The 13,271-nt window shown below is 73.7% G+C and carries 9 protein-coding genes; 5 read left to right on the forward strand and 4 right to left on the reverse strand.

From position 1 onward, the window contains the following. The first annotated feature begins 90 nt into the window (after nt 1-90). The gene (locus ACQRUO_RS06050; protein WP_428314681.1) at nt 91-2,754 is read left to right on the forward strand and encodes a S53 family peptidase; all 2,664 of its coding nucleotides are present in this window, start codon (nt 91-93) and stop codon (nt 2,752-2,754) included. 125 nt (nt 2,755-2,879) lie between these two features. Here the strand turns inward: ACQRUO_RS06050 and ACQRUO_RS06055 are convergent, their stop codons facing one another. Beyond that, entirely contained in the window at nt 2,880-3,584 is a 705-nt protein-coding gene (locus tag ACQRUO_RS06055; protein ID WP_428314682.1) for a helix-turn-helix transcriptional regulator, read from the reverse strand. 34 nt (nt 3,585-3,618) lie between these two features. Continuing rightward, nucleotides 3,619-4,542, reverse strand: a complete 924-nt coding sequence (locus ACQRUO_RS06060; RefSeq protein WP_428314683.1) for an alpha/beta hydrolase — start codon at nt 4,540-4,542, stop codon at nt 3,619-3,621. 105 nt (nt 4,543-4,647) lie between these two features. Here ACQRUO_RS06060 and ACQRUO_RS06065 point away from each other — a divergent pair, with 105 nt between their 5' ends. Further along, on the forward strand, nt 4,648-5,445 hold the full coding sequence (locus tag ACQRUO_RS06065; RefSeq protein ID WP_428314684.1) for an SGNH/GDSL hydrolase family protein: 798 nt from the start codon (nt 4,648-4,650) through the stop codon (nt 5,443-5,445). An 88-nt stretch (nt 5,446-5,533) separates the two neighbouring features. Here the strand turns inward: ACQRUO_RS06065 and ACQRUO_RS06070 are convergent, their stop codons facing one another. Continuing rightward, nucleotides 5,534-6,427: a hypothetical protein gene (locus tag ACQRUO_RS06070; protein ID WP_428314685.1), complete on the reverse strand. Its 894-nt coding sequence runs from the start codon at nt 6,425-6,427 to the stop codon at nt 5,534-5,536. Between the two features lie 122 nt (nt 6,428-6,549). On the opposite strand from ACQRUO_RS06070, the gene ACQRUO_RS06075 reads away from it, so the two are divergent. Then, the gene (locus ACQRUO_RS06075; RefSeq protein WP_428314686.1) at nt 6,550-8,253 is read left to right on the forward strand and encodes an AMP-binding protein; all 1,704 of its coding nucleotides are present in this window, start codon (nt 6,550-6,552) and stop codon (nt 8,251-8,253) included. 117 nt (nt 8,254-8,370) lie between these two features. Beyond that, nucleotides 8,371-10,815, forward strand: a complete 2,445-nt coding sequence (locus ACQRUO_RS06080) for a Tex family protein (protein ID WP_428314687.1) — start codon at nt 8,371-8,373, stop codon at nt 10,813-10,815. Nucleotides 10,816-10,869: 54 nt separating this feature from the next. Here ACQRUO_RS06080 and ACQRUO_RS06085 read toward each other — a convergent pair whose 3' ends face one another. After that, on the reverse strand, nt 10,870-11,421 hold the full coding sequence (locus ACQRUO_RS06085; protein ID WP_428314688.1) for an NUDIX domain-containing protein: 552 nt from the start codon (nt 11,419-11,421) through the stop codon (nt 10,870-10,872). A 168-nt stretch (nt 11,422-11,589) separates the two neighbouring features. Here ACQRUO_RS06085 and ACQRUO_RS06090 point away from each other — a divergent pair, with 168 nt between their 5' ends. Next, on the forward strand, nt 11,590-13,224 hold the full coding sequence (locus ACQRUO_RS06090; protein ID WP_428314689.1) for an isovaleryl-CoA dehydrogenase: 1,635 nt from the start codon (nt 11,590-11,592) through the stop codon (nt 13,222-13,224). Nucleotides 13,225-13,271 lie beyond the last annotated feature (47 nt).

Consider the following 13,271-nt stretch of genomic DNA (forward strand, 5'->3'; position numbering starts at 1 on the left):
CCTCCCTGAGCCGCTGTCTGTGCGTACTGATAGAACTCCTGTCGGATTCTCATTCGAGATTCGTTCACATCATCCACAGGGGGAGCGCGGATGCCCAATCCGACGCGGCACGTCCACCCACCAGTGACCGCGGGAGTGCTGCCGCGCGCAGCCACGCTGGCCGTTGCCACCGCGGCCCTGGTCGGCTGCGTGGGCCTGCCCGCCGCTCAGGCCGACGAGCCGACGACGCAGCGCGTCGGCACCGTGCTGGCCGCGCCGAGCGACGCGGTCAAGACCGCCGCTCCGGCGGACGACACGCCGGTCCAGCTGAGCGTGCACCTGAAGTCGCGGGACGAGGCCGGCGCCAGGGCGCTGGCCGCAGCGGTGACGGACAAGTCCTCGCCGCTGTACCACCACTTCCTGCGGACCGGCGAGTTCGCCCAGCGCTTCGGCGCGGATCCGGCCGCCGTCGTCAAGGTCGAGCAGGCACTCGCGGCGCAGGGCCTGCACCCGGGCAAGCTCGAGGCCGACGGTCTCACCATTCCGGTCGCCACGACCGTCGCGCAGGCCAAGCAGGCCTTCGACACCGACCTGGCCGGCTATCGGCTGCCCGACGGCAGCACCGGGTTCCTGAACACGCAGGCTCCCGCGGTGCGAGCCGACGCCGCCACGGCGATCGACTCGGTCGTCGGACTGAACACGCTGGCCCGGGCGCACAACGACCACATCATCGGCGCCACCGCCCAGGCCGCCCCGCTCGCACACCCGGCGGTCACGGCGAGCGCGACCGGCAGCTACCCGCAGCTCTGCTCGGACGCGGCTGCCCGGTTCCCGGGCAAGAGCGACGGCAAGGACTACTTCAGCCCCTCCGCGCTGGCCTCGGCCTACGGGCTGAACAGCATGACCGACGGTGGCGCCGGCACCACGGTCGCGATCTTCGCGCTGGAGGACTACTCGGACGCCGGTCTGAACACCTTCCAGTCCTGCTACGGCACCAGCGCCTCGGTGCAGCGGGTCAAGGTCAACGCCGGCACCCAGGCCCCGCCGGACAACACCAACGTGGGTGTGGAGACCGCGCTGGACCTCGACACCGTCATAGGCCTCGCGCCCAAGGCGAACGTGCTGGTCTACCAGGGGCCGGACGCCGCCAACGCGAAGCCGGTGGACATCCAGAACACCTACCGCCAGATCGTCACGGACAACCGCGCTCAGGTGATCACCACCAGCTGGGGCATCTGTGACCAGGTGATGGCCGGCAGCGACGCGCAGGCCGAGCAGGCCATCTTCCTCCAGGCGGCGCTGCAGGGCCAGACCGTGCTGGCGGCCTCCGGTGACGACGGTTCCAGCTCCTGCAACAGCCTGCGGAGCGCCGGTGCTCCGCCGAGCATCACCAACGCGCTGAGCGCCTCGGACCCGGCCAGCCAGCCGTACGTCACCGGCGTCGGCGGCACCACCCTGAGCGACAACGCCGGTGCCGTCTCCGAGACGGTGTGGAACAGCCACGGCGGCGCGAGCGGCGGCGGCATGTCCCTGTGGGCCGTCAGCGGTCCCCTGGCCTACCAGGTGGGCTTCGCAGCCCCGGGTTACAGCAACAGCTGCCAGGCCCCGACGGGGTCGATCTGCCGGGAGACCCCCGACGTGGCCGCCGACGCCGACCCGTCGACCGGTTACATGATCGCGACCGGCGCCGCCAACTGGACGGTCGTGGGTGGCACGAGCGGTGCCGCTCCGCTCTGGGCGGCGATCGCCGCGCACCAGAACGGCCCGGGTACCTGCTCCGACCGGGTCGGTTTCCTCAACCCGACGCTCTACCAGGCCGCCCGCAACGGCGCCGCGCCGCTGCGGGACGTCACCGTCGGCAACAACGACATCGGCCTGCAGGGCGGTCTCTACCCCGCCGCGGTGGGCTATGACATGGCCAGCGGTCTCGGTACCCCGAAGGCCGACCAGGTGATGAGCCTGGTCTGCGCCCCGGCCGCCGGCGCCAACCGGACGGTCGAGGTGGCCGAGAACGGTCAGCTGCACGAGGTCTACACCGACACGTCCGGCTGGCACGACGGCACCGTGCCGGGCGTCAGCGGCCTCACGGCGCTGAGCTTCAGCTACAACTCCTCGGGCGCGCGGGTGATCGAGGCGATCGAGAACGGCCAGCTGCACGAGATCTACACCGACGCGGCCGGCTGGCACGATGGTGTCATTCCGGGTCTGTCCGGGATCACGGCGTTGAGCTTCAGCTACAGCCCTTCGGGTGCGCGGGTGATCGAGGCGATCGAGGGCGACCAGTTGCACGAGGTCTACAGCGCCTCCGACGGTTGGCACGATGGTGTCATTCCGGGTCTGTCCGGGATCACGGCGTTGAGCTTCAGCTACAACTCCTCGGGTGCGCGGGTGATCGAGGCGATCGAGAACGGCCAGTTGCACGAGGTCTACAGCGCCTCCGACGGCTGGCACGACGGCGTGATCCCCGGCGTCAGCGGCATCACGGCGTTGAGCTTCAGCTACAACTCCTCGGGTGCGCGGGTGATCGAGGCGATCGAGAACAACCAGTTGCACGAGGTCTACAGCGCCTCCGACGGCTGGCACGACGGCATGATCCCCGGCGTCAGCGGCATCAGCGCGCTGTCGGGCAAGATCAAGCCGAGCGGTGACCGCGTGATCGAAGCCGTCGAGGGCGGCCAGTTGCACGAGGTCCACAGCGCCAACGGTGCCTGGTACGACTCCGTGCTGAACGTCAACAGCGCGGGCGCGACGGCGCTGTCGCTCGCGCTCCACTGAGGAACCGAGCATCTGACATCGGCGGGTCGCCCAACGGGCGGCCCGCCGAACCGTTTCCGCACCAGGGGTTTTCATCGGGCGACGACAGGACGGGACCGGCCTGCTCAGGGTCGATGCCCCCGGGTTCACCCCAGGGGATCCAGCGTGCTCGGGCGCAGTGCCGTGGCGGCGGCCGAGCCGCGGAGGAGGGTGGGGAGGTCGTGGGGGCGGGACGGTTCGGTGGTCGGGGTGGCGGTGGTGATGCGGTCCAGGCGGAAGCCGCGGCCGGCGCGGCGGGTGCGGCACCAGGCGATCAGGTACCAGTGGCCGTCGGTGGTGAGCAGGCCGGCCGGTTCGACCTCGCGCTCCGACGGGGTGCCGGCGGCGTCGAGGTAGGTCAGGTGCAGCACGGTGCGGGTGGTGAGGGCCTGTTCGACGGCGGTGCGCACGGCGGTGTCGGTGCGGGAGGGGAGGGCGACGATCCGGGCCGCGAGGTCGCGGGCCGCGGTGGCGGCCGGGCCGGTCATGGCGGCGGCGATCTTCTGGGTCGCGGTGCGGGCCGCACCGGCGAAGGGGGTGGCGACGGCGGCGAGGGCGGCGGTCAGGGCCGCGGCCTCGTCGGGGGTGAAGCGGATCGGGGGCAGGGTCAGGTCCGGGTCGATCGACCAGCCGCCGCCGCGCCCGGTGGTGGTGCGCACCGGGACGCCGGTCTCCATCAGCGCCTGCAGGTCGCGCTGCACGGTGCGGGTGCTGACCTCGAGGCGGGCGGCGAGCGCCGCGACCGTCACCGGCCGCGGTGCCGCCGCGCGCAACTCCTCCACCAGGGCGTAGAGCCGGGCCGTGCGGTTCATGGGGCCGAGGTTAGCGGCGGGGGCCCGCCACGCCTCATGCCGCCGCCAGGTAAGCGTGTTGGCGGCGCAGTTCCCGCTCGGTGACGGTCAGCGGGAAGAGGGTGAACCCGTGCATCGCTCCCGCGACGACGCAGAGGTCCACCGGCGCGCCCGCCGCCTGCCAGCGGGCGGCCAGGAAGAGCGAGTCGTCCAGCAGCGGGTCCTCGGTGCCGACGCTGATCCGGGCCGGCGGCAGGCCGGTCAGGTCGGCGTGGAGCGGGGAGATCCCGGGGTCGCGGCGCTGCTCGGGGGTGAGTCCGGGGGTGCACAGCTCCGCCGAGGCGCGGATCGAGTCGGTGTTGCTCAGCAGCCGCCGCGAGCCGAAGAGCCGGGCGCTCGGGGTCAGCGACAGGTCGAACGGGCCGAAGGTCAGGTGGGCGGCCCGGAACGCGCCGGTGATGCCGTGCCGGTCGCGCAGGCGCAGCAGGGTCAGCACGCTCAGGTGGGCGCCGGCCGACTCGCCGCCGATCAGCAGCCGGTCGGTGCCGAACTCGGCCTGCGCACGGGCCACCAGCCACAGCGCGGCAGCCTCGCAGTCGTCGGGGCCGGCGGGGAAGGGGTGTTCGGGGGCCAGCCGGTACTCGACGCTGACCACGGCCAGCCCGGTCTGCTCGGCGAGCTGCCAGAGCCGCTCGTCCTGGCCGTCGGCCGAGCCGACCGCCCAGCCGCCGCCGTGGATGTGCAGGTAGACGCCGTTCACCCGGTCCGGCACGAAGGTGCGCACCGGCACGCCGTCGACCACGCGGTCCCGGCCCTGCGGCAGGCGCACCGGCGGGGTGTCGCCGGCGAGCCGGTTGCGCCGCGCGGCGGCCAGCGTGGCCGCGTCGCGCGGTCCGGTCGGGCGCTTCGCGGCGGCGAGCTCGAACTGCTTGTTGAAGGCCAGGGTTTCGGTGAGGCAGTCCTCGTCGGTGAGCTTCATGACGGGCACTCTGGCAGGCGAGCGCGACACCGTGGTGTCACCCTTTCGGAGTGAGGTGCATCACGGCCCGCCGGTACCCGACCCGCGAGTAGCATCGAGGACGCCATGGACCAGACCGCCGCCGCCCCCGCGCCCTTCGCCAGTTACCTCGCCCTCGGCGACTCCTTCACCGAGGGCATGTGCGACGACCTCGGGCCCGACGGCCACTACCGGGGCTGGGCGGACCGGGTGGCCGCCGCGCTGGCCGCCGAGCGGGCACCCGCGGAGTTCCGGTACGCCAACCTCGCGGTGCGCGGGAAGCTGATCGGGCAGATCTGCGCGGAGCAGCTGGCCCCGGCGGTGGCGGCCGGCGCCGAGCTGGTGACGCTGGCCGGCGGGCTGAACGACGTGCTGCGCCCGGGCTGCGAGATCGCCGAGGTGGAGGCGAAGCTGGGCGCGGCGGTCGACGAGCTGCTCGCCACCGGGGCGACCGTGGTGCTCTTCACCAGCACCGATCCGACCCGGCGGATGGCCGGCAGCGCCCGGTTGATGCCGGCGATCGACCGGCTGCGGGCGTTCGTCCGGGAGTACGGGCGGCAGCCGCGGGTCGCGGTGGTGGACCTGTTCGGGGCCCGCTGCTTCGACGACCGGCGACTGTGGGCGGAGGACCGGCTGCACCTGTCGCCGGAGGGGCACCGGCGGGTGGCCGAGGCGGTGCTGCAGGCGCTCGGCCGGCCGGCCGCCTTCGACTGGCGGGAGCCGCTGCCGCCCGCGGCGCCGGTCGCCTGGCCGGCGAAGCTGCGCGGGGACCTGCGCTGGCTGCGGGTCCACGTGCTGCCCTGGCTGGGGCGGCGGCTGACCGGCCGCTCGTCCGGGGACGGGCGGCCGCCCAAGCGTGCCGAACTGCTGCCCTACGAGGGCTGACGGAAGGCGCTCGGATCACGCGGGCCCGGCGCCCGACCGCGCGGGCCCGACACCCGACCGCGCGGGCCCGACACCCGACCGCGCGGGCTCAGCCGCTGATCGAGCAGCCGCCCGCCTTGTTGCTCCACAGCGGCTGCATCGGGAAGGTGCCGGTGGGCAGGGTGACGTTCTGGAAGTTGCTCTCGCACAGGTCGCCGATCTCCTCGCCGGAGGGGTCCACCCAGCCGCTGGAGGGCTGCGGGTCGGAGATCGACTCGGCGTACTCGTGGCCCTCGACGATGCTGAAGGCGGAGAGCGGGTTGCCGAGCAGGTTGTTGGGGCAGCGGCTGCCGGCGGGGGCGTCCAGCTGGTAGGGCATGTTGGTGTAGGAGACGCTGCCGGTGTAGTCGTGCCAGGCGCAGAAGCCCGAGGCCGGCCAGCCGTCCGGCGAGGTGCCGCTGGGGCTCATCACCACGATCTGCGCGTCCGGGTTGCCGGCCACCCCGAAGTGGGCGGCGGCGCTGTCGGCCTCGGCGGCGATGTCCTGCTGCTGGGAGGAGGCCGGGGCGGGGGAGGCGTCGTCGACCCAGCTGCCGCCGAGGACCGGGCCGGTGAAGGTGGGGCCGGAGCCGGAGGAGTCGGTGTACTGCGAGGTGACGGTGGACCAGTTGTCCTGGCCGGTGCCCAGGCCGTTGAAGAGGTTGGCCATGTACTGCTCGACGCCGTTGGTGTCGCTGTCCCACTGGCTGCCCCAGAAGTCCAGGTAGACCACCGGGCTGTGCTGCACCGGGCCGCCGTTGTAGTACATCTGGTCGGCGCCGGGACGCTGCCGGGTCGGAGTGGTGTGGTGGGTGGCGGCCTGGCCGAGGTAGGCACCGGGGCGGCTCTGGTGGGGGGCGGCGACGGCGCCCGGTGCGTTGGCGAAGCCCGGGAGCAGGGCGAGCGAGAGGACGGCGCCGGCGGCGGTGAGGACGCGCCGGAGCCGGGTGTGGGGGAGTGTCATGTCCCAGATGGTGGGTGCGCGTGCGGACGGCCGGAAAGCCCGCCGACTCGACGTATACACGCCAAGACGGGAACCTGACGGAGCCCTATGATCAGCCGCACCCCCGCCCTCGAGGAGTCGCCGTGACCAGCTCCACCGCCACCCAACGCTACCGCGCCGCACGTGACCTGCTGCTGCGTCAGCCCGGCCCGCAGCAGGGGGCGGGGGCGGCCGACTTCGCCTGGCCGGTCTTCGAGGGCCGGTTCAACTGGGCCGTCGACTGGTTCGACGCGATCGCCCGCGGCAACGACCGCACCGCGCTGTGGATCGTGGAGGAGGACGGCCGTCAGGCCCGGTACAGCTTCGCCGACCTCGCCCACCGCTCGGACCAGGTCGCCCACCACCTGGCCGGGCTCGGGGTGGCCCGGGGCGACCGGGTGCTGCTGATGCTCGGCAACCAGGTCGAGCTCTGGGAGGCCATGCTGGCGGTGATGAAGCTCGGCGCGGTGATCATGCCGACCACCACCGCGCTCGGCCCCGCCGACCTGGCCGACCGGATCGAGCGCGGCGGTGCCCGGCACGTGGTGGCCAACCTGGCCGACACCGCCAAGTTCACCGACCTGCCCGCCGCCGAGCGGCTGACCCGGGTCGTGGTCGGCGGCGAGGCGCCGGGCTGGACCCCGTTCGAGGCGGCCCACCGGCTTGCCGACCCGGCGCCCTTCACCGCCACCACCGCCCCCGACGACCCGCTGCTGGTCTACTTCACCTCCGGCACCACCAGCCGCCCCAAGATGGTCGAGCACACCCAGGTCTCCTACCCGGTCGGCCACCTGACCACGATGCACTGGGCCGGCCTGCGCCCGGGCGACGTGCACCTCAACATCTCCTCGCCCGGCTGGGCCAAGCACGCCTGGAGCTGCTTCTTCGCGCCGTGGATCGCCGAGGCGACGATCTTCGTGTACAACTACGCGCGGTTCGACGCCGGCCGGCTGGTCGACCAGCTGCACCGGGCCGGGGTGACCACCTTCTGCGCCCCGCCCACGGTCTGGCGGATGCTGATCCAGGCCGACCTGTCGGCCGGGCCCGGGTCGCTGCGCGAGCTGATCGCGGCCGGAGAGCCGCTCAACCCCGAGGTGATCGCGCAGGTCGAGCGGGCCTGGGGGCTGACCATCCGGGACGGCTTCGGGCAGACCGAGACCACCCTGCTGGTCGGCAACCTGCCCGGCGAGCCGGTCAAGCCCGGCTCGATGGGCCGCCCGCTGCCCGGCGTCCCCGTGGTGCTGGTCGACCCGGTCAGCGGCGAGCCGGCCGAGGAGGGCGAGCTCTGCCTGGACCTGGCCGCCCGCCCGGTCAACCTGATGACCGGCTACCTCGCCGACGAGCAGCGCAACGCCGAGGTGACGGCCGGTGGTTACTACCACACCGGCGACGTGGCGAGCCGGGACGCGGACGGCCACATCACCTACATCGGCCGCACCGACGACGTCTTCAAGGCCTCCGACTACAAGATCTCGCCGTTCGAGCTGGAGAGCGTGCTGATCGAGCACCCCGCGGTGGCCGAGGCGGCCGTGGTCCCCGCGCCCGACCCGACCCGCCTCGCGGTGCCCAAGGCTTACGTGGCGCTCGCCCCCGGCTGGGCCCCGGACCGGGAGACCGCGCTGGCCATCCTGCGCCACGCCCGGGAGAACCTGGCGCCCTACCTGCGGGTGCGCCGGCTGGAGTTCTTCGAGCTGCCGAAGACCATCTCCGGCAAGATCCGCCGGGTCGAGCTGCGCACCCGGGAGGCCGAGGGCCCGGTCGGCGGCACCGAGTGGCGCGACGACCAGTTCCCTGAGCTGAAGGGCTAGGGCCCGGCGGGGCCGCCGACCGGCCGGGTCGCCGTGGGGCTGGCCCGGCCGGTCGGCGGTAGCTGACACAATGCGGTGCGTACCCGCCAGGCAACTCATGAGAAGGTGACCGGCTTCGTGACCACGCCAGCCGAGCAGTCAGCACAGGCAGCAGCGGCGGCCGAACAGGCCGTCGGGCGGCGGATCGCCGAGGAACTCGGGGTCCGCGAAGGGCAGGTGAAGGCGGCCGTCGAGCTGCTCGACGGCGGCGCCACCGTGCCGTTCATCGCCCGCTACCGCAAGGAGGTCACCGGCGAGCTGGACGACGCGCAGCTGCGCACCCTGGAGGAGCGGCTGCGCTACCTGCGGGAGCTGGAGGAGCGCCGGGCCGCGGTGCTGGAGTCGATCGCGGCGCAGGGCAAGCTGGACGACGCGCTGCGCGCCCAGATCCTGGCCGCCGACTCCAAGGCCCGGCTGGAGGACATCTACCTCCCCTACAAGCCCAAGCGCCGCACCAAGGCGCAGATCGCCCGCGAGGCCGGCCTGGAGCCGCTCGCGGACACCCTGCTCGCCGACCCGACCCAGGACCCGGCCGCGCTGGCGGCCGGCTACCTCGGCGAGTCGGTCGCCGACGCGCCGGCCGCGCTGGAGGGCGCCCGGGCGATCCTGGTCGAGCGGTTCGCCGAGGACGCCGACCTGATCGGCACGCTGCGCGAGCGGATGTGGGGCCGCGGCCGGCTGGTCGCCACCGTGCGGGCGGGCAAGGAGCAGGAGGGCGCGAAGTTCGCCGACTACTTCGACTTCGCCGAGCCCTTCACCAAGCTCCCCTCGCACCGGATCCTGGCCATGCTGCGCGGCGAGAAGGAGGAGGTGCTCGACCTCGACCTGTCGCCCTTCGACGGCGAGGGGGAGGGCGACCTGCCCGGCGCCGGCGACTACGAGCAGCGGATCGCCGCCCGCTTCGAGATCGCCGACCGGGGCCGCCCGGCCGACAAGTGGCTCAACGACACCGTCCGCTGGGCCTGGCGCACCCGGATCCTGGTCCGGCTCGGCCTGGACCTGCGCGGCCGGCTGCGCCAGGAGGCGGAGGACGAGGCGGTCAAGGTGTTCGCCGCCAACCTGCGCGACCTGTTGCTCGCCGCCCCGGCCGGCACCCGCGCCACCATGGGCCTGGACCCGGGCTTCCGCACCGGCGTCAAGGTCGCCGTGGTCGACTCCACCGGCAAGGTGGTCGCGCACGACACCATCTACCCGCACCAGCCGGCCAACAAGTGGGACGCGGCGCTGGCCACCCTGGCCGAGCTGGCCGCCGCGCACGCGGTCGACCTGATCGCGATCGGCAACGGCACCGCCTCGCGGGAGACCGACAAGCTCGCCGAGGACCTGATCAAGCGTCACCCGGAGCTGAAGCTGACCAAGGCGATGGTCTCCGAGGCCGGCGCCTCGGTCTACTCGGCCTCCGCCTTCGCCTCGCAGGAACTGCCCGAGCTCAACGTGTCGATCCGCGGTGCGGTCTCGATCGCCCGCCGGCTGCAGGACCCGCTGGCCGAGCTGGTCAAGATCGACCCCAAGTCGATCGGGGTCGGCCAGTACCAGCACGACCTGAGCGAGCTCAAGCTCTCCCGCTCGCTGGACGCGGTGGTCGAGGACTGCGTGAACGCGGTCGGGGTGGACGTCAACACCGCCTCCGCGCCGTTGCTCACCCGGGTCTCCGGGGTCACCGCCACGTTGGCCGACAACATCGTGGCGCACCGCGACGCCAACGGCCCGTTCCGCACCCGCAGGGCGCTCAAGGACGTGGCCCGGCTCGGCCCCAAGGCCTTCGAGCAGTGCGCGGGCTTCCTGCGGATCCCCGGCGGCGACGACCCGCTGGACGCCTCCGCGGTGCACCCCGAGGCCTACCCGGTGGTGCGCCGGATCCTGGCGAAGACCGGCGGCACGCTCCAGGAGCTGGTCGGCAACGGGGTCGCGCTGCGCAGCCTGCGCCCGGGCGACTTCGCCGACGAGACCTTCGGCATCCCGACCGTCACCGACATCCTGGGCGAGCTGGACAAGCCCGGCCGCGACCCGCGCCCGGCCTTCCGCACGGCGACCTTCAAGGAGGGCGTGGACACCATCGGCGACCTGGAGGTCGGGATGGTGCTGGAGGGCGTGGTGACCAACGTCGCCGCGTTCGGGGCCTTCGTCGACGTGGGCGTCCACCAGGACGGGCTGGTGCACGTCTCGGCGCTCTCCGCGAAGTTCGTCAAGGACCCGCGCGAGGTGGTCAAGCCCGGTGACGTGGTGACCTGCAAGGTGGTCTCGGTCGACGTGCCGCGCAAGCGGATCGGGCTGTCGCTGCGGCTCGACGACGAGGCCGCGCCGCGCCAGGGCGGCGGCGGTGACCGGCGGGAGCGCGGGGACCGGGGCGGCGACCGCGGGGCGCGCCCGCCGCGGCAGGACCGGCGCCAGGGCGGCGGTCAGGGTGGTGGCCAGGGCAGTGGCCAGGGAAGTGGTCAGGGCGGTGGCGGCCGCGGGGCGGCGGCGCCGGTGGCCAACAGCGCGATGGCCGACGCGCTGCGGCGGGCCGGGCTGACCAAGTGAGCTGACGCCGGGGGTGGGGGAGGTCCGACCGGGCCTTCCCCACCCCCGGTCCGGTCAGCCGCGCAACTCGGCAGCGAGCGCCACCAGTTCGCCCCACCACAGCTCGTTGCGCCGGGTCAGCAGCTCGGCCGCCTCGGCCGGGGTCACCGCGCGCACCTCCACCACCTGTTCGCCGTCCGCCGGGTTGGTCGGCGCGCCGTCCACCTCCACCTCGGCGTAGCCCCAGAGCCAGGCCTTGCGCGGGTGCGGCTGCCAGGGGCGGTAGGGCTCGGGGCGGTCGGTGACCGCCAGGTGCGCGCCCACCCAGACCGGCTCGTCGAGCAGCCGGGCGCCGGCCTCCTCGCGCAGCTCGCGGGCCAGGCAGTCGAGGACCGGCTCGTTTGCCTCGCGGGTGCCGCCGGGCAGGAACCAGTGGCCCTGGTCGTTGCGGCAGAGCACCACCTTGCCCTCGGTGAAGCCGATCAGGTGGATGTTGGTGATCAGCTCGTCCGGCGGCAGCCCGGTGCCGAACTGGGCGTCGATGCCGCCCCACTCCCAGCGCTGCGGGGCGAACAGGGCGGGGTAGCGGTCCTCGGGCGGGCTGGCGAGCTCGGTGCGTTCCGTCATCGGATGATCGTAGCGAGCGGCGCCCGGGCCGCTCCGGGTCAGGCCGGGAACCGACCGCTGGGCGAAACCGACCGCCGTGCGAGACCGACCGCCGTGCGCACCGGCGACGCGGAGAAGGCGAACCCCTACGCTGGTGCCGTCCACTTACTCGCGAGTAGGGAGCAGCCAGTGCCGCACACCCACGAGGTCACCAACCAGGTTCCGCCGCCGTACGGGCACAACCTCGCCGAGGATCCCGCGCTGCTCGCCGCGCTGCACCGGGCCGGCGCCGGCTGGGCCGAGGCCGAGCTGCGCGAGCTGGGCGCGCTGGCCGGCACCGAGCAGGCGGCCGAGTGGGGCCGGTTGGCCAACGAGCACGAGCCGGTGCTGCGCACCCACGACCGGTTCGGGCACCGGATCGACGAGGTCGAGTTCCACCCGGCCTGGCACCAGTTGATGACCGTCGCCGTCGAACACGGCCTGCACGCCGCCCCCTGGCGCGACCCGCGGCCCGGCGCGCACACCGCCCGGGCCGCCAAGTTCTACCTGTGGAGCCAGGTCGAGGCCGGCCACGGCTGCCCGATCTCGATGACCTACGCCGCGGTCCCCGCGCTGCGCGCCACCCCGGAGCTGGCCGAGTGGCTGGAGCCGCTGCTTGCCTCCAACGTCTACGACTTCGGGTTGCGCGAGCCGCAGGGCAAGCGCGGTCTGATCGCGGGCATGTCGATGACCGAGAAGCAGGGCGGCTCCGACGTGCGGGCCAACACCACGGTCGCGCTGCCCGCCGGTGACGGCACCTACCACCTGACCGGCCACAAGTGGTTCACCTCCGCGCCCATGTCGGACGTCTTCCTGACCCTGGCCCAGGCGCCCGGCGGCCTCAGCTGCTTCCTGCTGCCCCGGGTGCTGCCCGACGGCACCCGCAACGCGCTGCGGATCCAGCGGCTCAAGGACAAGCTGGGCAACCGGTCCAACGCCTCCGCCGAGCTGGAGTACGAGGAGGCGGTCGGCTGGCTGATCGGCGAGGAGGGCCGCGGGGTGCGGACCATCATCGAGATGGTCAACATGACCCGGCTGGACTGCACCCTGGGCGCGGCCGCCGGGATGCGGCTCGGCGTCCAGCGGGCGATCCAGCACGCCACCCACCGGCGGGCGTTCGGCACCGAGCTGGTCCACCAGCCGCTGATGCGCAACGTGCTGGCCGACCTGGCGCTGGAGTCCGAGGCCGCCACCACGGTGGCGCTGCGGCTGGCCGAGGCCACCGACCGGGCGGCGGGCGGCGACGAGGGCGAGGCCGCGTTCAAGCGGCTGGCGCTCGCGGTCACCAAGTACTGGGTCTGCAAGCGCGGCCCGGCGCACGCGGCCGAGGCGCTGGAGTGCCTGGGCGGCAACGGGTACGTGGAGGAGTCCGGGATGCCCAGGCTCTACCGCGAGGCGCCGCTGGTGTCGATCTGGGAGGGCTCGGGCAACGTGGCGGCGCTGGACGCGCTGCGGGCGATGGGGCGCAGCCCCGAGTCGGTGGAGGCGTACTTCGGCGAGCTCGCCGCGGTGGCCGGGGCCGACCGCCGGCTGGACGCCGCGGTGGCGGGCCTGCGCAAGGAGCTGGGCGACCTGACGGACCTGGAGTACCGCACCCGCCGGCTGGTCGAGTCGATGGCGCTCACCCTGCAGGCCGCGCTGCTGGTGCGGCACGGCGACCCGGCGGTGGCCGACGCGTTCTGCGCCTCCCGGCTGGGCGGCGACCACGGGGGCGCGTTCGGCACGCTGCCGCCGGGGGTGGACACCGAGGCGGTGATCGCGCGGGCGCGGATGGTGCCGGCGTGAACCGGTGACCCGGCGGGCCCGGGCGGCGCGCCTGCCGCCCGGGCCGG

The sequence above is a fragment of the Kitasatospora sp. LaBMicrA B282 genome, assembly GCF_050325825.1.
Lineage (GTDB): Bacteria > Actinomycetota > Actinomycetes > Streptomycetales > Streptomycetaceae > Kitasatospora.